The sequence below is a fragment of the Desulfosarcina sp. genome, assembly GCF_046496365.1.
In the GTDB taxonomy this organism is placed as follows: Bacteria; Desulfobacterota; Desulfobacteria; order Desulfobacterales; family Desulfosarcinaceae; genus Desulfosarcina.
The window spans coordinates 41,997-63,744 of sequence record NZ_JAWOHB010000214.1; the positions used below are offsets into that span (position 1 = coordinate 41,997).

Sequence of the window (21,748 nt, forward strand, 5' to 3'; positions counted from 1 at the left end):
TTTTTAGCTGCCGTTTGTTTCAGCCATGCGTTTAACGGCCTTTCTGGCCAGTTCATCGAGCCGATTCATCAATCCCTGTGAGTCGTCAACAGCAATGGATCGGGTCTCTTTTTGATTGTCCGCTTCGATGGTGTTAAAAATAAATGCATTTTCCTTTTGGAGATTGGTGAGATCCGTTGTCGCGTTCTGAATCTGTTTGTTCATCTCCTGCTCAAATTCTGATCCGGAAGTAACATTGGTTATCTTTTTAAGCACATTGGCGGTCACTTTTTCCATTATGGATTGGTTTTTAGCTTCTGCAGAAATCCTGATCGAGTCGGAGCGGCGGTTATGGGACACATGCTGGGTGGGACCCGGCTTGCCCTGACTTAACTGTCTGCGGTAAACGTTCAGTACATTATGGATCTGATAGCTTTGGATATGCATATGGGCTCCTCCGATACCCTTATCGGCAGATCCAAAAATACCTTTAGAAAAAAAACCACCGCCGCATCCCTCAGATACGACGGTGGATTGTTTATGGAATACGGTTGATGGATGGGCACGGTCTATTTTGGGTTGCCGCATCCGGGAGTACCCGGTCGATCAGTCGTCGAAATTCCCTTCGGGACTCGCGTTGCTTTCAATCAAAGTGGCCCGATGTGATATTTTCTCCGGTGTCCATGCTTGCGGGTCTTCGATCCGCTCGGCCTTGGGGCCCGGATCAAAAGTGTTGGCCTGCAGAATTGTTTCAATGGCCAGGTCGGCCGTGTCGCTGGCATTGAACACGTTGACGAGCATGTTGTAAACGAAAGATTCCACCCGCTGCTCCATCCGTGTGCGAATTTCGAGGGGAAGGCCCAACAGCTTGGTTTCGAAAGGCAGGTTGAGCTTCTTATAGTTGCCGCCCTTCCACCCTTTGGCATTGGCAAAAGCCACCATTTTTGCCCACATGGCTTCAGTGACACCCTGATCGGTGACTTTGATAAAATCACCCTTGTCATCCAAAGCGGCATTGCCGTCATCATTGACCGCAAGCCCCCACGAAATCATTTGCAGGGCGGTGGCGACATTGGCTTTGGTGGTGTGCGTTCGGTTGGCGATTTCCCGGAGGCGATGCGAACTATTCCCGGAGGTGCCATGCTGGGCGCCCGACACATGATAAACCGCCAGCGCCTCGTGGATTTCCTGGGTCAGGTCCACCTGGATCCCCTGGCCGCTGGATTCGATCCCGTGCACGGTTCCGTTGTTTAAGGCGATCCAGTTGGGGAATATGCCGTGGGCATTGAGCCCCTGGATCAGGAAAAGGGCCTCAGTTTTGGTTGACAGTCCTAATTTTCCCTTGATTTCGCCAATTTCAGTCTCCAATCCGGACCAGTCGGGAATAAACGGCTTCAGTTCCAGATTGGCCAACAGGTTCTGATCGTCAGGCATATGGGAAGCATCGATCGCAATTGAGGTGATGCCGGCTTCGAACATCGTGGGGATCTCGATCTTGGCATCCGGGACATCATCCATGCTTTTGATGCCATAGTGATCGGCATGCAGCGCCACGGGAATGGTGATGCCCAGTTCATTGCACGCTGCGTCCACAATCCGGGCCATATTCCAGTAATTGACTGCACAATAGGCATCGGCTCCGCCTTCGGATCGGGCGATTTCAATTATCAGTGCGGAATTTGCCCGTTGGGCGGCTTTCAGCGCGCCTCGGATCACAAAGGCGCTTCTACCGTTGGCTGCCATGCAGATCGCATTTTTCTTTTTGATCATGGCCAGATCGATGAATTTCCCGCTGATCAGCAGCGCTTTCGAATTGGGAAAGCGCTTTTGGATGTTGGGAGGACGACCAACTGAAACCGCTTTGTTGAAGTCTCTGGACGATGTTGTCATGACTTTCCTCCTTACCGCATTTCTCATGAAAAGGATGGTGTTGGCCGTTTAATTGGACCGCATCGGGGATTCGATCGCTGGGCTGATGGTTTCAAAGACAACCCATCACCCCTGCGCCAAGGCCGAGCCCAGGCTTCTTTGGCGGCGGCTGTTCGATGAAAGATCGCTGTTATTACTCACTTTTAGGTGATTGCTTCGACATGACGCTTTGGTTATAGGCCTCAATTTTTTCGTTGAATGCGTTCAGTTGGGCCTCATAATTTTTCGTCTTGGCGTTGTATTCTGAAATGCGAAGGTTGATTTCTGCACGTGCGCCGGAGTTGAGCACCTCAGCACTCAACTGTTCAAGCTGTTTCCTCTCTTCAAGCAGCAGCTGGTACTGGGTGTCCAGTTCGGCTTTTTCCTTTTCGAGTAATTCTCGGTTCACTTCAGTGCCTTCACCTTGTTGATCGGCATCCGGCAGCGCTGATTCAATTGCAACCGGGGATTCTGGCTGGGTTTCTGGCGCTGGGTCGGATACGGTGTCTGCCGCCGCATCCGCTTCGGTTTCAAAACGCTGGGCGGTTGACCGCTGCGCTTTGGGCACCTGGCTCAGGTCGTCTGTCCAGCGTTTCTGGCCGTTTTCGTCAACGTATTTATAAATTTCAGCGTACGCGGGTGCCGCCAACAACAGGGTAAAGATCAGAAAAAATGCCAGCATGGTTTTTTTCATGGGAAGGGCCTCTGTTGTGAGATGAAGGTGAATTACGCCCAAAGTGAGTGCTAACCATTTGAATGCCTGACTATAATGTGCTTATCGGGAGGATGTCAAGCACCGACCGCGACTTCAAAAACAATCTTTCGGCAATTCAAGATGGGGGATGAACTATTGTTTGACAATGAAATCAGCTTGTGTAGATTGAGCGAGACCGCTTTACGGCATCAGACGGTAGTGCAACCGTCATTCAACCAATCCCTGAATCGGGATGGCTCCACAGGAAGCTTGCGCAAATGTTTTGGATGGTTCGAACAGCCCTGTTAATTATTATTGTCGCCTCGGCAGGCTGTGCACCGAGGCCGTCGACGGTTTCCATCCCCCCCGGGCCGCTTCCCCAAATGCCGGGGTATTCGGATTACCAGAATGCAGAGCAGGCTTTTGAAAATGGTCTATACGCAGAGGCGCTGGATGGTTACAACACGTTTTTGCGCGAGGCTTATGGCGACCGTTTTGTGGACGCGGCCCTGTTTAAAATTGGAAAAATATACAGGCTTACCGGACGCAACGACGATGCCATGGCAGTGTTCTCACGGCTGAACCGTGAATTCCCGCAAAGCACGTTGACTCCTGATGCCATGCTGGAAATCCTGGAGTTGCTTTTCGACAGCGGCGATTTTGAGGCGGTGACTTCCCACGGGCGGGTTTTCAGCGCAAGGATCGATCCAGACCTTCGGCGGCTGCAGTTTTTCACTATTATCGCTTCCGCCTATGCGGCGATGGGTTCGCATCTGGATGCCGCCCAATACTACTATCAGGGATGGCGCATCGCATCCGGTGCGGAAGCCCAGACAGCCTGGTCCAGATTGAAAGACTCGGTCGAGAAGCTCGGCGCTGATGACATCCAGCAACTGATCGCTCAGGTGACGGATCGACGCGTCACGGGACTCTTGCTCTACCGACTTGGAATGGGGTTCATTCTGGATGAGAATTATGATGAGGCGCTGGATGTCCTCAACATATTTGTGAAACAATTTCCCGAGCATCCGGATTTTCAAGATGCAGCGGACATGATTCAGTCGCTGACGGAACGGGCCCGCTTTACCCCTTTTACGATTGGTTGTGTGCTGCCCTTATCCGGTTCATACGCCCTGTTCGGCCAGCGGGCGTTAAACGGCATCGAACTGGCAATGAGCCAATCCCTTGAGATGAATGCCGGCATTCCATGGCGTCTCATTGTCAAAGACTCCCGCTCAGATGCCGGGGCGTCCGTTCAGGCAGTGGAAGATCTGGATCAACACAAGGTCGGGGCCATCCTGGGGCCCATGTCCGCCGCCGAAGCTGCTGCCGCAAGGGCACAGGCCAAGGGGATCCCCATCCTGGTGTTTACCCAGCGGGAAGGGATCGCCGATATCGGCCCCTATGTGTTCAGGAATTTTATTACCCCGCAAATGCAGGTGCGTGCGCTGGTATCATTTGCCGTGGAAGACCTGGGCGTCAAGCGGTTTGCCATCTTGTACCCTGATGAAAACTACGGTCGGCGCTACATGAACCTGTTCTGGGATCAGGTAGTCGCTTTTGGGGGCGTGGTTAACGCCGTCGAACCATACGATCCCGAGGGCACGGATTTCGCCAATCCCATTAAGAAGATGGCCGGTATTTTCTATGATGTCCCCAAGGATCTGACGGCAGCCAGCATGCCCATGATTCACCCCCCGCTGCAAACAGTCATAACGAACCCAAAGCTGTCCGGACGTGAATTGATCGACGACCCGGTGGAGCGGATCAGTGGGATCCCTCTGGATCGGGACGCCATCGACGAACTGGGCCGGCGCACCCCGGGCAGGGATGATCAGTGGCACCCGATTGTGGATTTCGAGGCGGTGTTTATCCCCGATGCCCCCAAAAAAGCTGGCTTGGTCATACCTCAACTGGCTTACTACGATATTCGCGACATCTACCTGCTGGGGACCAATCTGTGGAACTCGAGGACGCTTCTGGAAATGTCGGGGGAATACATGAAAGGCACGCTGATCGCCGACGGTTTTTTTGCCGAAAGCCAGTCTGAGACGGTCAAAGCCTTTACGGCGGCTTTCCAGCTCACCTTCGGCAGAGTACCGGGCATTATCGAGGCCGTGGCTTACGATAGTGCCATGATGGTGTTTCAGACCCTGCGCCAGACCGCCACCGACTCAAGGCGGGATTTAAAGCAGGCCCTGCTGCAGGTCAAGGATTTCGAGGGGGTGACCGGCAGGACCGGCTTTGCTCAAAACGGTGAAGCGATCAAGGACCTGCAGATGCTTCGGATCAGTAACGGGCGGTTTGTGCAGGTTCAGCGAACACCTGAACCCGAAACCGTTATTCAAAGTCAGTAAGCCCTGCTCTGCCTGCGGCCATGAATATTTTTCATTTCACGTATAATTTTCTGGCGACCGCGCTTAGCCTGGCCGTTTTGCCTGCAGTCTGGATGCAGGCGCGCAGGGACCCGGCTCGCAAGGCGGTGCTTGCCCAGCGACTGGGATACTGTCTGCCAAGCCGGGACGGGCTGAACCCGGCTCGGCCGAGAATCTGGATTCATGCCGTTTCCGTGGGTGAAGTCAAGGCTGCCGAAGCTGTGGTCAACGCCCTGGACATCGCCTGCAGGAAAGTGCCGATTCTGCTGACCACCACGACAATGGCCGGCCAGCGATACGCCCGCAGACAGTTTCACGGACGCGCCACCGTGGAATATGCACCGGTTGATCTGTGGACAGCCATCGGGCGGTTTCTCTCTGTTCACCGGCCGGACCTGCTGGTCTGCATGGAGACGGAGATCTGGCCCAACTGGATTTTCAGAGCCCATGGGGCCGGGATTAAAACTGTGTTTCTCAATGGCCGCATTTCCGCACGGTCGATTCGTTCGTACATGAAGATACGGCCGCTGATGAAACCAACCCTGGAGAAGGTGAATGCCTTCAGCATGATCTCCGCAATGGATGCCCGACGGATTATTTCATTGGGTGCACCGGCCCATCGGGTTCAGGTCAATGGCAATGCGAAAATGGATGCTCAGGATTGGGCTGTAGACGACGCCCTGATTGAGAACTTAAAACGGACCTATGCGGTCGATGATCATACGCCGGTATTCATTGCGGGAAGTGTTCGCGGGGCGGAAATGGATATCCTGATGGATGTCTATGGTCGGCTGGCGGTGCAGGTTCCGGGTATGGTTTTTATTATAGCGCCGCGGCATATTGAAAATTCACCCGGAATCGCCGCACGTGCCAGCGCCAAAGGCATCGACTGGCAATATCGGACCCAATTGGGAAAAACCGGCCGCGCCCGGCATTCGCCGGTGGTGATCCTGGACACCATCGGCGAACTGCATCACCTTTACGGCATTGCCACGGTTGTATTTTGCGGCGCGAGCCTTGTCCCCCTTGGCGGGCAGAACGTTCTCGAGGCTGCCGCGTGGGCCAAACCGATCCTCTATGGCCCTTCAATGGAGGATTTCGAAGAGGCCAGAACACTGCTCGAGACATTCGGCGGGGGTATGTGTGTCAAGGATGAGGTGGAACTGACCGAGCGGGCCGCTTATCTGCTAACCCATCCCTGCGAGGCTCGCCGGTTGGGCTGTCTGGCAAAAAAGGCGATTCTCTCCAGTCAGGGAGCGGCCGGCCGGCATGCGCGCATGATTGCCGATTTGCTGCACCTGCCACCCGCATAGCAAGGTGTTCAAACGCGGATATACCTGGCCGAGCGGCGCCGGGACCAGACCTGCTCCCACTGCTGGAGGTCAGGAAAAAATTTCTTTTTCTGCACAATTGAGCCGTTCCGTTTTGTAGACCGGTTGTTGTACAACCCCCGGTCAGCGGTCAGCAGGGGCCATTTTTCAGCGACGGCTGGCCGGTGGATTCCAAAACGGTTGTCCACAGCTTTCCGTTGGGTCTGACCTGCTTTCGCCTCCCCACCGTTGCCTCCATCGGTAAATGCACGAAATGGTTGTTCCAGTGGCCGATAACCAGCTTGGTCTTTCCCGCCATTCCCGCATGGACAGCATCCCGGCCCAAAAAACCGCAGAAGACGCTGTCATTGGCATTGGCCGGAAGGCTGCGGATCATGTAGCTGGGATCGATATATTTGAGGTTCAACGGAATGTTTTTGGCCGCGAAGTGGGCTTTGATGGCGTCCTTCAGAAAAGGGCCGATGTCATTGAGACGGATATTGCCGGATGCATCCCGACGTTCATCCACATGTTCAAAATATTTCTGCCCGGCCCCTTCGGCAACCACGATGACTGCATGGCCCCGTTGGGTCACCCTGGCCTCCAATGCGGCCATCAGACCCTTGGGGCCCTCAAGATCAAATTCAACCTCCGGAATCAACACGAAGTTGGCATCCTGCTGGGCCAGGGCGGCCGTAGCGGCAATGAAGCCGGAATGGCGCCCCATCAGTTTGATCAGACCCACGCCGTTGGGGTAGGCGATGGCCTCGTTATGGGCGCTTTGAATGGCCATGCGGGCGACATCCACAGCGGTGTCGAATCCAAATGAGCGGGATATCATGTGGATATCGTTGTCGATGGTTTTCGGGATGCCCACCACGCTGATTTTTAGATTCCGCTGGTCGATGGCATCCGCAATCTTGGAGGCAGCCATGAGCGTGCCGTCGCCACCCACCATGAAGAGGATGCCGATATTGTTCACCTCCAGGCAGTCCACGATGCGATCGATATCCTGGGCGCCGCGCGACGATCCTAAAATGGAGCCGCCCATGTTCATGATGGTGGTCACCAGGGCCGGGGTCAGGTCCATAAAATCATGGTTGTACTCGGGGATAAACCCCTCCAATCCATGGCGCACACCATAGATGATCTTTACCCCGTAGCGGTAGTGCAACTCCAGTACAACCGCACGGATGATGTCGTTCAGGCCAGGGCAGAGGCCACCGCAGGTGGTGATGGCGCACCGGAGTTTGGCCGCGTCAAAATAAACTTTGCGCCGGGGTCCGGCAACTTCGAAGGCCGGTGGGAAAATTCCCTTTGCAAGCATCGCTTCGACGTGTGCGCGCTTGATATTGATCATCACCTGGTCTTCGTCGGAAACAAACAGATGATGGATGCCGCCGTGCTCTTCCTTCAGCATCGGCGACGGTATCTTGGCCTGACCCAGCTCCCGGATGCGGGTTTCGATGGTTTCATGATTCATGACGGCTCCTTGCAGGTTATCCGTTCCAACAATGCCTTTTTCTCGGGGTCAAATCCGTTGAATTTGAATTCGCCCTTCCCGAGGATGTCATGCAGGTGTAAAATTCCCAGCACCCGGCGATTTGTGTCGATAATCGGCAGCACGGTGATTTCGTGCTGCTCCATGATATTGAGGGCATCAAAAGCAGGTGTTTGTGCAAAGGCATGCAGGGGAGACGGGGTCATCGCCGCAGTCAGTGACTGCTCAAAAACAGGCTTCTGCTGGGCGAGCATGCGTCTGAGATCCCCGTCGGTGAGAATTCCCGCCAGCTTACGATCGTCGTCAACGATGATCAGTGCCCCTATACCGTGGCGGTCCATTTTTTCCACGGCTGCCTGCATGGATTCCGATGTGGTGGCGGTGGGAACCAACGCATCGGTGAACATGATGTCGCTGACCTGCCTGGACAGACGCTGACCCAGGGCGCCGCCGGGATGGAACCGCTTAAAGTCGCTGGTTTTGAATTGTTTTTTGTTGATCAGCACCACGGCGAGTGCATCCCCCATGGCCAGCAGTGCCGTGGTGCTGGCCGTCGGTGCCAGACCAAGGGGGCAGGCCTCTTTTTCTACCCCCACATCGATGACGATATCACTGTGCTTGGCAAGGGTGGACGTCGGGTTCCCCGTCAGGGAGATGACGGTACAGCCGATGTTGCGGATACTGGGCATCAGAATGTTCAGTTCATCGGTTTCTCCACTGTAGGACATGGCCAGGAAGATATCCCCGGGGTCGACCATTCCCAGATCGCCGTGCATGGCTTCCACAGGATGCAGAAACAAAGATCGTGTTCCCGTACTGTTCAGGGTGGCACTTATTTTCCGACCGATGATACCGGACTTCCCGATACCGCTGACAATGACCCGTCCGGTTGCGTTTAAAATGGCCGCCACCATCTGTTCGAACCGCTGATCGAGGCGGTCGATCAGCCTTAAAATGCCGTCTGCTTCAATTTGCAGGACCTGGCGTGCTTCATCTACTATCATGACAATGCATTCCCATTGAAAGTTGCGCAGCCGGTGAATTGAAGGGTGCGATTCCCGCCATATCGAACCGGCTTTCGGCCTCCATCTCCATGTTTCAGAAGATGCCCAACAATAGCCTATTTTCTTGAAAAGTCAATCTGACCGTGGCCAACCGTATGGCATTGTAGAAATGCCCCTGCAGGCGTACGACAACCGTTCCTTTGGAGTTTGGTGACGCCGCAAGGCCTTCAAAATCGAATGCTGCCGACGTCTTGTATGGGCAGGAGAGACAATACAGGAGATAACACTTGCTAAAAAACCAGCGATTTTATATATTCCAGCCAATTTCCCAATGTAAGCGTCAGTGTCCGGGAACGCCCCCGGCGTCAAGGTGGATGCCCCCCGGATGCCCGATTTCCGTTTTGGGCGCCGGTGCTGCCGCCTGGACCTTCAACGACATCAACTTTGAAGTCGCCAGGGCGAAAATCAAACCAGCATCATACGGGAACCTCGGGGAAATTGCCGCCGCGCTGGGCGTCGATCCGCAGTTGATGGTCGTGGTTGAGAACCACACGGACAGTACCGGCGCCCGCGCCTTCAATATGGATCTGTCCAGTCGCCGTGCCAAGGCCGTCGTGGATGCATGACTGACAGGGGCGTTCGTGTGGGAAATCCGTAAGCTCCGCCGGTTGCAGACCTGCACCGGTCAATCAATCAGGCAGGCAGGCAGACATCTTCATCAAAAACCGTGTCGTCTTCACTCAACCGGAAGAAATAAACCAACCCAAACCATTTTACGCGTCCGTTTAGACAGCCCGTCGGTGCGGACAGTTGCGGGGAAGGAACATGCCAATGGAAGCGATCGTCGGGAAAATCTATCAACTGCTCACTGTTTATGGTCTGAAAGTGATTGCCGCCCTGGCGATTTTCATCATCGGGCGATGGGTGGCCAAGGGCGTGCGCAAGCTTGTGGAACGCCTCATGGCCAAGGGCAGGGTTGACGGCACGCTGATTTCCTTCACCGCCAACCTGGCTTACATCGGCCTGCTGGCCTTTGTCATCATTGCCGCTCTGGGTCAGCTGGGTATCCAGACCACCTCCTTCATCGCCGTTCTCGGTGCTGCCGGTCTGGCTGTCGGTCTGGCCCTGCAGGGGTCGCTTTCCAACTTCGCCGCCGGTTTCCTGCTGATCATCTTCCAGCCCTTCAAGGTGGGTGATCTGATCGAAGGGGGCGGCGTGTTCGGTGTGGTGGAGGCAATCCAAATCTTTACCACCCAATTTAAAACCGCCGACAACAAGACCGTTATCGTGCCCAATTCCAAACTTACCAGCGACAACATCGTCAACTGGACAGTCAAGGGAACCCGTCGGGTGGATCTGGTGTTCGGAATCGGCTACGGCGATGACATTGACAAAGCCCGATCACTGATGGCGGATATCATCGCCCAGGACAACCGTGTCTTGAAAGATCCGCCACCGCAGATATCCGTATCGGAGCTGGCCGACAGCAGCGTCAATTTTGTGGTTCGCCCCTGGGTCAAGGTGGAAGATTACTGGGGAGTCTATTTCGATCTGACCGAGAAGATCAAAAAAACCTTCGACGCCAACGGGGTTTCGATTCCGTTCCCCCAGCGTGATGTTCATGTTTATCAGCATGACGCCGATGCAAAGGAAAAAAGTGCTTGACAAACGTTATTGACCCGAATAGATAGCGTTGGTTTATGAAAAGGCCGAAAGCACCGTTGGCTTTGACCTTTTCACTGTTCAGATCATACCGGGAGGTGTTACCATGAAATGTACAACGGTTCGCAAAGGCAATGATTGTGCCTTCATGACAGCCAAGGGCTGTGGATACAATGGCGGCGTATGTTATGAAATCGTGGAGCAGTGCAAAGGATGCGGCCGCACCGTCGAGATCACTTCGGGCTGGTACTGTTCCGCCTGTCCCGAGCCCACCGTCAAGTGGAAGAACGGCAACTGCAATCTGGCCACCCATGTCAACACGAGCATGGCTGAAGCGGCGCAGAAGGTCAACCCGTTGAAAGCGTCCAAGCGTTCGAGAAAGTAGCTGGTCTGCCGGGAACGCAACTGATTTGTCGAAAACCCCGCCACCTGACCGCTGTGACGGGGTTTTTTGCGTGGCGATGTCAGCCAGTCGAAGCCCCCGGCAGGCGGCCTAACCCTGCCCGGTGCATCCTCTTGATATATCAGGCGGTTTTCCCTTGACAGGCTTTGTCATCTGGAAGTATTGATCCCATCTGTCATCTTTGATCGCATGGCTTGGTTTCGGTCCCGAAACCGGTTGACGGGGCACGGAGTCTTGCTTTGCGCTAAACCAAGAAAAACTCGGTCTCGTGCAGTCGACATTGCTTTTACAGGATTCCACGGCTGGAAAAGCCCATTGAGGACGGATATCCATGAACCCTTTAGCTGAACAGCTGAATCAGACCATCAAAGCCGCCGCCCCCCATGTCTATGACATGCTGTCGGATGTGGGCAAAAGACTCTTCTTTCCCAAAGGCATCCTGAGTCAGAGTGCCGAAGCCAGGGAAAAAGCCCATGTCATCAACGCCACCATCGGTATTGCCAAAGAAGGCGGCCGAACCATGCGCTTTGACAGCGTTATGGCATCCATCAACAATATACCTTCCAGCCAGGCGCTGACCTACGCCCCGTCTTTTGGCATTCCTGCCCTGCGCAAACAATGGCAGGCCGAGATTTTTGAAAAAAACCCCTCCCTGGCGGGGAAGACGGTCAGTCTGCCGGTGGTCACATGCGGAATTACCCATGGTATCGCCACGTTTGCCGATGTCTGGACCAGCCCGGGGGATGTGATTATTCTGCCCGAGATGATGTGGGGCAATTACAGCATGATCTTTTCCGTGCGTAAAGAAGCCCGTATCCGCCATTACGAATTGTTTACCGCCGAGGGTGGATTCAACCTGGCCGCATTCGAACAGGCGGTCCGCCAGGAGGCTGCCGACCACCGCAAGATCACGGTGTTGCTCAACTTCCCCCAGAATCCTTCGGGGTACACCCTTTCCGAAAACGAAGCGGACGGAATCGTCAGGATTCTTAAGGCTACGGCCGCTGCCGGAACTTATGTCCTGGCGGTCACCGACGATGCCTATTTCGGTCTTTTTTATGAACCGGAAACGTTGAAGGAGTCCATATTTGCCAGACTGTGCGGTGCACATCCCGGCATTCTGGCCGTAAAACTCGATGGGGCCACCAAGGAGAATTTCGCGTGGGGACTGCGGGTGGGCTTCATTACTTACGGGGGCACGTTCAACGGCGATACGGCGCCGCTTTTCGATGCGCTGGAACGTAAAACGGCCGGGTGCATCCGGGGCACCATTTCCAACGCCTCCCATTTGAGCCAGACCATCTTGCTGAACTCCATGCGGGACCCAAACAACCCCACTGAAAAACAGGAGAAGTTCGCGATCCTCATGGCCCGGGCCAAGCGGGTCAAAGCGGTTTCGACGGACGCCAAATATGCCGCGGCCTGGGAGGTCTATCCGTTCAACTCGGGCTATTTCATGTGTATCCGCCTGAGAACCGTGGATGCGGAAACCCTGCGTATACATCTGCTGGATCGGTACGGCGTTGGCTTGATATCCCTGGGGGAATCCAACCTGCGTGTCGCTTTTTCGTGCATGGAAGAGGCCGATGTGGAGAAATTGTTCGATATTATCTTTCAAGGAGTCAAAGACCTGGAAAAAAGTCAGTAGATCATGCCGCAAACGGAAACGAAACCGAGTACGTACCGGCCAGTCAATGCAAAGTTCAATATCGCCCAGGCCACCCGCTGGTCAGTCTATTTCATTGCGATTGGCCTGATTGCCGGAATGGGTTCGGTCATTTTTCAGTACCTGTGCCAGTTGGGGCTTCATTTCTTCCTGGATATGCTCGCCGGTTACCGCCCGCCCTCGCCGGCGGGTGAACATCACCTGCTGCCGCCCACTTCGGTCCCCTTCAACCGCTTGATGCTGCTGTTTCTGCCGGCCATGGGTGGAATGCTCAGCGGATGGCTGGTCTACACATTCGCTCCGGAAGCTGAAGGCCACGGAACCGACGCGGCCATCAAGGCCTACCACAACAAGGGGGGATTCATTCGCACCCGGGTGCCGGTTATCAAAACCATCGCCTCAGCCATTACCCTCACAACCGGTGGGTCCGGGGGCAGGGAAGGGCCCATCGCCCAGATCGGTGCCGGTTTCGGTTCCTTTCTGGCCACGACCCTCAAGCTTTCCGACCGCGAACGGCGGATCATGATGGCCGCGGGGATCGGCGCCGGGGTGGGCAGTATCTTCCGTGCCCCGCTGGCCGGCGCTCTTTTTGCCGCCGAAGTGCTTTACCGTGATACCGATTTTGAATCGGAGGTGATCATCCCGGCAGGGATCTCTTCGGTGGTGGCTTATTGCATCTTCTGCCTGGTGTTCGGCTGGGGTTCGTTGTTCGATTCACCGCCGTTCAATTTCCGTAACCCCCTCGAACTTGGACCGTACCTGGTACTTGCCCTGGTTCTGGTGGCCACGGGTGTATTTTACATCAAGGCCTTTTACGGAACGATCCATCTCTTCGCGTCTCTAAAAAAAATCCCCAACCATATCAAGCCGGCCATCGGCGGGCTGCTGACCGGTATCATCGGCTTTTTTCTGCCCCACACCCTGGCTTTTGGTTACGGGTTCGCCCAGAAGGCGATCAACAATGAACTGGCGGTGCCTTTCCTGTTGACACTGGCCCTGGGAAAAGTGCTGACGACATCATTTTCCATCGGTTCAGGGGGCAGCGGCGGTGTTTTCGGCCCCTCCATTGTCATCGGCGGTGCCATGGGGGGGTGTGTGGGGAGAATCTTCCACGACATTATGCCTTCAGTGGTCACCCAGCCCGGAGCGTTTGTGGTGGTGGGTATGGCCGGCTTTTTTACGGCTGTTTCCAACACGCCCATTTCCACGATCATTTTTGTCAGTGAAATGACCAACTCCTACCATCTGCTGCTGCCCAGCCTGCTGGTCTGTTCGGTAGCCTACATGGCATCCCGTCGCTGGACTATTTTCCGCCAGCAGGTGCAGAGCAAGGTGGACTCACCGGCCCACGCCGGGGATTTTTTTGTGGACATCCTCCAGGCCATTCCGGTCAACGACCTCATGCCCCTGGTGAAAAAGGTCACCCTGATTCCTCAGGATATGCCCTTTATGGCATTCAAGCGCTACTTCTCAGAGACCAAGCAGCACTACTTCCCCGTGGTGGATCAGGAAAAACGGCTGGTGGGGATCTTTTCGATCAACGATATCCGGGGTGTTCTCTTTTCTCCCGAAATCGAACAGCTTGTGCTGATGAAGGATGTGGCAACCGCAGACATTATCTATACCACCCCGGAGGAGGATCTCAACGCCGTGCTCAAAAAATTCACCACCCGCAACATAGACAGTCTGCCGGTGGTGCAGGCCGACGACCGCGGAATACTCCTGGGCATGCTCAACCGGCGCGAGGTGATCGCCTTCTACAACCAGAAGGTGGACGAGATGAAATCCCGGCGCCAGGACCGCTACGGTGTCTAGGGAGAGGGCGGGTCAAACCAAATAATTGCGATAACAAGTTATTGCTCATTTTTCATGTAGGAACCTAAAACGAGCGAAACGATGGGAGCGCGTTAAAGATAGCCGGCTTGAATGCCGATAATTACCAGCGGATGGGCAGGTGTTGGCCCGTGTTTGTGGCTATTGTTGGTAACCACTCATTGTAAACCCAGTTATGGCACTCACGATCAGCCGATGGTTCCGGTCGTTCAAACAGGTGGTGGCGGGGGAGGATGCCAACCCGCTCATCGAGGAGAGAGATTTACCCTTCTGGCGCGAACAGATACTGAAAGCCACGTTAATTTCGGGGCTGGTATTATCGGTCCTTTCCTATCTGCCGGCCCTAAGAATTGCCGTTCGGGAAGGTATTTGGAGTCTGGCGCTGATCAACTCCCTCGCCTATATAGTTCTCTTCCTCTGTTTGCGATACCGACGGATTAAATATGAATACCGGGTCCTGACCGTCGTGACGGTCGCGTATCTGGTCGGTCTTTTAATTATCCTAAAGGTTGGCATCATCAGCGGCGGTCCCGCCTGGCTCTTTTCCGCTGCTGTTCTGGCCGGTTTGCTGCTGGGGTTGCGTGCGGCCCTGATCACTTTGGCAATCAACGCAGCCGCCATTACGACCCTTGGATGGCTTTTAGCGGTCGGTTTTTTCGGGTCTCAAAACGGGGTTTTCAACACCTTGGAGAGGGGCTTGGCAGCCGGGGGCAGCTTTGTCTTTCTCAACATCGGGGTCACTTTGTCGGTGGTGGTGCTGGTCAGGGGCCTTGAAAACACTACCTGCGAAATGCAGTTGGCCTCCGCCAGTCTTAAGCGGGAACGAGCTGAACTGGTGCGGGCCAAGGTTGTGCTTCGCAAGGAAGTCGAGGAGCGCAAGGGTTCCGAAGCGGCTCTGCGCGAGAGTGAATCGCGATACAAGCTGCTTGCCGAAAACGTTACCGATGTGATCTGGACGGTGGACGTGCGGCTTCGGTTCACTTACGTCAGCCCTTCGGTTGAAAAACTGCTTGGCTATGCAGCCGATGCAATGCTGGGCCAGACGGTGTTCAGTTTTCTTTCGCCCGAGTCGCAAGCGCAGATGCTTAAGAAAAGCGCCGTTTTGAATGCCAAGCTGGAGAAGAACGGTAATCGGCCCTTTGACCTGCAGAACCTGGAAATCAGGATGGTTCGCAAGGATGGAGAGCAAGTCTGGGCTGAGATCCAGACCAGTTTTTTCCTGACCGATCAGGGCACCGTTGATGGCATCGTCGGTGTGGCTCGGGATATCACCAAGCGCAAGGAGTACGAAGAGGCACTGGAAGAAAGTGAAAATAAATATCGCAGCATCCTCGAAAGCATCGACGAGTGCTATTATGAGGTCGATCTGGCCGGCAATTTAACCTTCATCAATCGGGCCGGGTGCGACATTTTTGGTTACAGTAAGGATGAATTGATCGGGTTGAACAACCGGGAATACACGACGGAAAAGACGGCCCGAAACCTATACCAGGCGTTTCATTCGGTTTTTCTGACCGGCCAGCCCAAACGGATTATGGATTATGAGATTATCAAGAAGGACGGCGAAAGCCGGATTTTGGAACTCTCCACCGCACTGATCCAAGACGACAGCGGAACCCCGGTCGGCTTTCGTGGCATCGGCCGCGATATCACCCAGCGCAAACAGGCCCAGCTCGAAAAACAGAGACTTGAGAATCAACTTCTGCAGGCCGAAAAAATGAAGGCCATCGGTACGCTGGCCGGTGGTGTGGCCCACGATCTGAACAATATCCTCTCCGGTATCGTCAGTTACCCGGAATTGCTGCTGCTGGACCTGGCTCCGGACAGCCCGATGGTCAAACCGATCAAAACCATTCAGGAGTCGGGCACAAAGGCAGCCGCGATCGTACAGGACCTGTTGACGCTGGCCAGAAGAGGGGTGTCGGTTTCAGAGGTGGTCAACCTGAATGATATTGTCAATGAGTATCTTAACAGTCCCGAATACCGGCGACTGCTCCATTTCCACCCGTTGGTAGCAACAGAAAGTCGGTTGGAGTCGTCCCTTTTTAATATTCTGGGTTCGCCCCACCACCTGTCCAAGACCGTCATGAATCTGGTCTCCAATGCCGCCGAAGCCATGCGCGAAGGCGGGACGCTTGTTATTGAAACCAACAATGAATACATCGACCGTCCCCTGCACGGGTACGATAAAATCGAGGAAGGCGACTATTGCGTGTTGACCGTTGCGGACACGGGAATCGGTATCGCTGCCGAGGAGCTGGAAAAGATATTCGAACCCTTTTACACCAAAAAGACCATGGGAAGAAGTGGGACCGGCTTGGGCATGGCGGTGGTCTGGGGAACCGTTAAGGACCACAATGGATACATCGGGTTAGACAGCGTACCGGGGAAAGGCACGGTATTCAAACTCTATTTTCCGATCACCCGCCAGGCCCGGTGCAGCGATGGACGGTTGTTATCCATGGACGACTACAAAGGGCACGGGGAAAGGGTGTTGGTTGTCGATGATGTGTTGGAACAGCGTGAGATTGCAACGAGCATGCTCACTGCGCTGGGTTATCAGGTCGCCTGTGTCAGCAGTGGTGAAAAAGCCCTTCAACACCTCCAATCCAATCGGGTGGATCTGATCGTTCTGGACATGATCATGGCACCAGGGATGGACGGGCTGGAGACGTTCCGGCAGATCAACCGGCTTGGGCGGCGACAAAAAGCGATCATTACCAGCGGGTTTTCCGAAACCCAACGGGTCAGAGAGGCACAGCGGCTGGGAGCCGGTCAATACGTCAAAAAGCCGTATTCGTTGGAAACCATCGGTCTGGCCATCCGCAATGAACTGGGGCGGCGGCAGGAGGCCGCCTGAATGCGCTGGCGATCGAACCTACCCGTGCAGACGACCTGATCCTTTCCAAAGGCTCCCAATCATGGCAAGGCTGTTGCGCGTAGAATTTCCAGGCGCATTTTTACCACATCATCAATCGCGGCAATGCCGGCGAAGACGTCCTCAAAAGCCGGATAAACGATGGGAGAATCTAATAGTCAGGTAATAATTAGATGCAAATAAACACATTAATCAAAGAAATCAAACAAAACCCCTTCGAAGGAATCGGTAAACCCGAGCCACTGAAACATGCGCTGTCAGGATATTGGTCCCGTCGAATAAACGATGAACACAGAATCGTTTACAACGCTTCTGCCGATTCCATTCTAATCGCGCAATTACGATACCATTATCTCTGAATGGTTACAAAATATAAATAACCTTCCCTCTTTTCCCTTAGCGATCGTTGTCAATCGTAAAAAGGTCATCGCCCAGTACGTTGGACTGAAGGTTGGTGACCCACTGCTTGCCATCCTGGGTCGCTTTCAGGTGATTGAGCGCCTCTTGAATGTAGGGCCTGACTGATTTCCAGTAGAACTTGGCGTTGCAGTCGCGCAGGTCCCCGGGACGCTTGTATCCGAGCTTGGGGTTGAGGCCCAGCTCTTCGAATTCGTAGAACAGGGCCGTACATTTCTGCATGCGGTTGGGATCGGCCAACTGCCCGATGAAATCGGCGGCGCGCACTAGCCCGGGAAGATCGGACGTGTCCCTGTGGGAATCATCATCGGGGACGGGAAAGCGGGTCATCTCGATGTAATCGGCGATGCGTTCCGCATCCAGCAGATCGCCTGACTCCATGAGGATTTTTTTCCCGAATCGTTCGCGCACAAACTGTTTGCTGCGATCGATGTGATAGGGCGCCAAGATGGCGTCAGTGCTGCCTTTGGGAAGCTTGACGGTATCCCTTCCGATGCCGGTGGCCAGCAGGTACCCGTCGTCGTCCGCGCAGATCCCTTTGACATAGCCGATGTCGTGGCACAGCAGGGCGACCATGAAGTGGGCCCAGTCCCTTGGAGACACACCCCCTTCCGCAAGGTGTTTGCCTTCCAGGATGGACTGCCCGGCCAGGGTCACCATGATGGTGTGCTCCACGTCGTGATACAAGGCGTCGGAATTGGCGATGTTCTCCAGGGCCAGGTGCGCCGTCCAGACGATGATGTTGCCCAGGCTTTTATCCATATCGCTGTAGGTTCTTCGATAGGCCTCCTGGAGCCGGCTTTTGCAGTAGTCGGTTTTTATTTTCTGGAGGTTCAGCATGACTTTCCCATCCTTTCGGAACGGCGGGTCGTCAGTTTGCAGACCCGGCAATAAACAAAACCAGGGGGTTGTTTTCGGTTTCTATTTTATGCAACGTCTCATCGAGAAGCCGTTCGCCATCGTTGTCTGGCTTCAAACCAAGCACGACGGCGTTGAAGGTCATTGTGAAGGCGACCGACTTCTCAAAGCTGGTTTGCATCTTCTCCAGATCCATTCGGAGTCGTTGGGTGAGCACGTCTGCATCTTTGCGGGCCTCGCTGGAAACCAACACGGCAAAGGTGTTCGTGTCTACCCGGCCGACCATGTCACCGCACCTGATCGTGGCGTTCAGGGTATCGCCGATGCCGCGCAGGATGTTGTTTTTGATGCCATGCAACTGATTGCCGGCAGCAGCATCGTCAAAACGGACCCTGATCATGGTCAGGATCAGGGTCTCCTGGCGTCTGTGGGCCCGGTTGGCTTCCTGCTTAAGACAGCGGATGAATCCCTTGCGGTTGTTCAGGCCGGACAGGTCGTCCACCAGGCTTTCATTGGCCAGGCAGGTGGTCAGACGCTCCACGCGGTCGCAGAGAATACGCATCATGTTGACAAAGAACTTATGGGCGGTGGGTGGATAGAGCCATTGCAGCCGCTGGATCACCTTCCAGTTGATGGGCAGCAGTTCGCTGTCCTCGGTGGCCATCACCGTGGCCGAGCGGGGTGCGGAACGCAACAGGCCCATTTCGCCCAGGATGTCACCGGTACCGATTTTGGCGATGCACTTCTGAATGCCTTCAGGACTTCTCAGGGTGCAGGTGGGGTCGTAGTCGATGACATCGAATCGACCTGATATGATGGCATACATGGATTCACTCTGGTCGCCCTTGTAGAAGAGGATTTCGCCTGCCTTGACCTGCTTGAGGGTCCCGGCCATGATCGTGGAATGCACCTCCGCACGCGAAAGCCCCTGGAACAGGGGAATGCCCAGGCCGGTCTTGCCGCCCATCTTGATCCTTACCAGATCCCAGAGGGTGACCAGCTCCACCCGCTGCATCAAGATCGGCAGCAGGACCAGGTCCCCGACCAGGGCCGAGAGCATCGTGATGACCATCATCGTCCCGAAGATGGCGGTGGGTTTGAAACTGGAGAATGCCAGGATGAAAAAGCCCGCACTGATGGTCAGGGTTGTGAAAATGACGGGTCGCCCGATGTGGGCCATGGTCTCTTTCAGGGCCCGCTTATCGTCGAGGTCTTTCTTGAATTCATGGTTGAAGCGCACCAGATAGTGGATGGTATCGTCAACGGCCAGGCCGATGGCGATGCTGGCGATCAGGCTGGTGGCCATGGACAGTTCGATGCCCATCCATCCCATGAGACCGAAATTGATGATTATGGGGAACAAGTTGGGCACGATGGCGATCAGGCCCACTTTGGATGAGAGAAACAGGACAAACATGATCATATAAATGACGGCCATGGTCAGGAACAAGCTTTTGACCTGCCCGACCACCAGGTGATGGCTGCTGGCGGATATGACCATGCCGAAACCGGTCACATTCCAATTCAGATCACGTTCGAAGGCCTCCCCGACGTGGCGGAGAATGGTTTGGCGCAGGTCCAAAAAACCTTTTGAACTGGAGATGTGCGTCAGCAGAAGAATGTTGGCCTGTGACAAGGCCGGACCCATGAAGGCGTTGAACAGGTCCATACCCAACATGGATTTGTAGGTGTTCATCAACATCCTGAGTTCCCAGGACTCGGTGGGCAATTTATAGTAGGCCGGCTCGAAGCGGTTGGAGGCGTAGTTGACCAGCTTCAGGTAATCGGCGAAGGAGATGGTTTTGTCGACCCCGGGAAGGGTGTCCAGAAACTGTTGAAGCTTTTCGATGCGCGCGATGTTTTCGGCGCTTTCGAAATAATCTTCTGCCGGTGAGGTCATGACCACATTGACCGGAAAACTGCCGGATAGCTGCCGGTAGATGTCATGAAAATTTTTTATGACCTGGGTGTCATCCTTGAAATACCCGATCGGATTGGTTTCCGCACGCAGGCGCAGCAATCCGAAGCCGGCGAACAGCACCATCCCGGCGAGCACGATCAGGGTCATGCGTTGATGGTGAAGATTGAGATCGATGATCCAGTTGATGAAGCGGTCCATCAACGACACGGTGCGATTTTTATCGGACCACGCTTTTTCCCGGCAGGGGATGAAAGAGAGAACCACGGGCAGGTAAGTCAGAACCAGAATCAGAAAAATGACCATTCCAATGCAGGTAAAAAGGGCAAATTCGCGGATAGCTGAAATCCGGTTGATGAACAGGGACGCCAGACCGAAAAGGGTGGTCAAAATCGCCAGAAGGGTTGGCAGGGATGTTCTTGAAAAGGCGATGGTCGCCGCTTGTGCGGATGTGTGGTCCGGTGTGGCCGCTGTGCGGAATTCAGCCAGAATGTGCAGGCAATAGGCCGTTCCCACGGCAATCAGAAAAACGGGCACGATCATGGTCAGAATTGAAAGGGGGACTTCTAAGATGGCGACGATGCCGAAGGTCCAGATCAAACAGATAGCAATACACGACAGCGGAATGAATGCGTAGGCTGCATTTCTAAAAATCAGTAACAGCACCAACGCGATCAGCAGGAATGTGAGCGGCGGCAGGCGCAGAAAATCCCTTTGGGTGAAATGGGCCAGCGCCTGGGAAATCAGCGGCATACCGATCTGATAGAGCCGCAGGTTTGTGCCGGTTGCGGCGATCAGTCGCCCAACGGCATCGATGACCTCTGGCTGGCTGGCATTTTCACCCAGCACCAGGGTGATTACGGTTGTATCATGATCCTCAGAGATCAGATTGCGCTTGAAAAGATCGACCCCGGAGACAAAGGCCACGAATTTCTCCATCGGCCAGTTCCCCGACAGGTCCACCGTGTTTTTAATGCCCGGCAGCCCGATGACCCGCTGGACGCCGGGGATCGTTTTGGCCGCCGCTTCCATCTGGGTGATTTTCTGAAAGTTGAGCGGATCGAAAACGTTGTCGCACTTAATGACCACCCGGATGATCTCCTCCGATCCAAAAATTGCCTTGAATGCTTTGTACTGGGTGTTTTCAGGCAGGTCTTCGATAATCAGATCATGAACCGATGTTTTAAATGCCAGGCTGGGAATGAATGCGGCCAACAGGAGCGTCAGCGCCACAACGCCGGCGAGGGTGAGCCTTCGGTGCGCAAGCACCGCCTGGACACAATCGACCGGATTTAGAGATTTAATAAGCTGATGAAGACGATTCTGGTTCATTTCGCGCGCC

General features: G+C 54.7%; 16 protein-coding genes. 9 read left to right on the forward strand and 7 right to left on the reverse strand.

What is annotated here, in order from left to right; translation table 11 throughout:
* Window positions 1–3 precede the first annotated feature (3 nt).
* The 3 genes from R6V78_RS20945 to R6V78_RS20955 form a co-directional block, all read right to left on the reverse strand.
* Window positions 4–567, reverse strand: a complete 564-nt coding sequence (locus tag R6V78_RS20945) for a DVU0524 family FlgM-associated protein (RefSeq protein ID WP_410291341.1) — start codon at window positions 565–567, stop codon at window positions 4–6.
* 18 nt (window positions 568–585) lie between these two features.
* Complete coding sequence (locus R6V78_RS20950; protein WP_410291342.1) at window positions 586–1,869, reverse strand: class II fructose-bisphosphate aldolase; 1,284 nt, start codon at window positions 1,867–1,869, stop codon at window positions 586–588.
* A gap of 172 nt (window positions 1,870–2,041) precedes the next feature.
* Complete coding sequence (locus R6V78_RS20955; RefSeq protein ID WP_410291343.1) at window positions 2,042–2,581, reverse strand: DUF4124 domain-containing protein; 540 nt, start codon at window positions 2,579–2,581, stop codon at window positions 2,042–2,044.
* Between the two features lie 278 nt (window positions 2,582–2,859).
* Here R6V78_RS20955 and R6V78_RS20960 point away from each other — a divergent pair, with 278 nt between their 5' ends.
* Both R6V78_RS20960 and R6V78_RS20965 read left to right on the forward strand, forming a co-directional pair.
* Entirely contained in the window at window positions 2,860–4,938 is a 2,079-nt protein-coding gene (locus R6V78_RS20960; RefSeq protein ID WP_410291344.1) for an ABC transporter substrate-binding protein, read from the forward strand.
* Window positions 4,939–4,958: 20 nt separating this feature from the next.
* A complete protein-coding gene (locus R6V78_RS20965) occupies window positions 4,959–6,269 on the forward strand; it encodes a 3-deoxy-D-manno-octulosonic acid transferase (RefSeq protein WP_410291345.1) in 1,311 nt (436 codons plus the stop codon).
* 148 nt (window positions 6,270–6,417) lie between these two features.
* On the opposite strand, the gene R6V78_RS20970 is transcribed toward R6V78_RS20965, so the two are convergent.
* Both R6V78_RS20970 and R6V78_RS20975 read right to left on the reverse strand, forming a co-directional pair.
* Window positions 6,418–7,749: an ATP-dependent 6-phosphofructokinase gene (locus R6V78_RS20970; RefSeq protein WP_410291346.1), complete on the reverse strand. Its 1,332-nt coding sequence runs from the start codon at window positions 7,747–7,749 to the stop codon at window positions 6,418–6,420.
* A complete protein-coding gene (locus R6V78_RS20975) occupies window positions 7,746–8,771 on the reverse strand; it encodes an SIS domain-containing protein (protein WP_410291347.1) in 1,026 nt (341 codons plus the stop codon). Before R6V78_RS20975 ends, R6V78_RS20970 begins: the two co-directional genes overlap by 4 nt.
* A 374-nt stretch (window positions 8,772–9,145) precedes the next feature.
* On the opposite strand from R6V78_RS20975, the gene R6V78_RS20980 reads away from it, so the two are divergent.
* From R6V78_RS20980 to R6V78_RS21010, 7 genes are all read left to right on the forward strand, one after another.
* A complete protein-coding gene (locus R6V78_RS20980) occupies window positions 9,146–9,397 on the forward strand; it encodes an OmpA family protein (protein WP_410291348.1) in 252 nt (83 codons plus the stop codon).
* Window positions 9,398–9,602: 205 nt separating this feature from the next.
* Window positions 9,603–10,436, forward strand: coding sequence for a mechanosensitive ion channel family protein (locus tag R6V78_RS20985; RefSeq protein ID WP_410291349.1), 834 nt, complete (start codon window positions 9,603–9,605; stop codon window positions 10,434–10,436).
* Window positions 10,437–10,539: 103 nt separating this feature from the next.
* Window positions 10,540–10,818 (forward strand): PxxKW family cysteine-rich protein, encoded by a 279-nt coding sequence (locus tag R6V78_RS20990; protein WP_410291350.1) that lies wholly within the window; start codon window positions 10,540–10,542, stop codon window positions 10,816–10,818.
* A gap of 349 nt (window positions 10,819–11,167) precedes the next feature.
* On the forward strand, window positions 11,168–12,484 hold the full coding sequence (locus R6V78_RS20995; RefSeq protein ID WP_410291351.1) for an aminotransferase class I/II-fold pyridoxal phosphate-dependent enzyme: 1,317 nt from the start codon (window positions 11,168–11,170) through the stop codon (window positions 12,482–12,484).
* 3 nt (window positions 12,485–12,487) lie between these two features.
* Window positions 12,488–14,317, forward strand: coding sequence for a chloride channel protein (locus R6V78_RS21000; RefSeq protein WP_410291352.1), 1,830 nt, complete (start codon window positions 12,488–12,490; stop codon window positions 14,315–14,317).
* A 193-nt stretch (window positions 14,318–14,510) separates the two neighbouring features.
* Window positions 14,511–17,195: a PAS domain S-box protein gene (locus R6V78_RS21005; RefSeq protein WP_410291353.1), complete on the forward strand. Its 2,685-nt coding sequence runs from the start codon at window positions 14,511–14,513 to the stop codon at window positions 17,193–17,195.
* Between the two features lie 191 nt (window positions 17,196–17,386).
* Window positions 17,387–17,572, forward strand: a complete 186-nt coding sequence (locus tag R6V78_RS21010; RefSeq protein WP_410291354.1) for a Txe/YoeB family addiction module toxin — start codon at window positions 17,387–17,389, stop codon at window positions 17,570–17,572.
* A 37-nt stretch (window positions 17,573–17,609) separates the two neighbouring features.
* Here the strand turns inward: R6V78_RS21010 and R6V78_RS21015 are convergent, their stop codons facing one another.
* Both R6V78_RS21015 and R6V78_RS21020 read right to left on the reverse strand, forming a co-directional pair.
* The gene (locus tag R6V78_RS21015) at window positions 17,610–18,470 is read right to left on the reverse strand and encodes a hypothetical protein (RefSeq protein ID WP_410291355.1); all 861 of its coding nucleotides are present in this window, start codon (window positions 18,468–18,470) and stop codon (window positions 17,610–17,612) included.
* Between the two features lie 31 nt (window positions 18,471–18,501).
* The gene (locus tag R6V78_RS21020) at window positions 18,502–21,738 is read right to left on the reverse strand and encodes an MMPL family transporter (protein ID WP_410291356.1); all 3,237 of its coding nucleotides are present in this window, start codon (window positions 21,736–21,738) and stop codon (window positions 18,502–18,504) included.
* Between the last annotated feature and the right edge of the window lie 10 nt (window positions 21,739–21,748).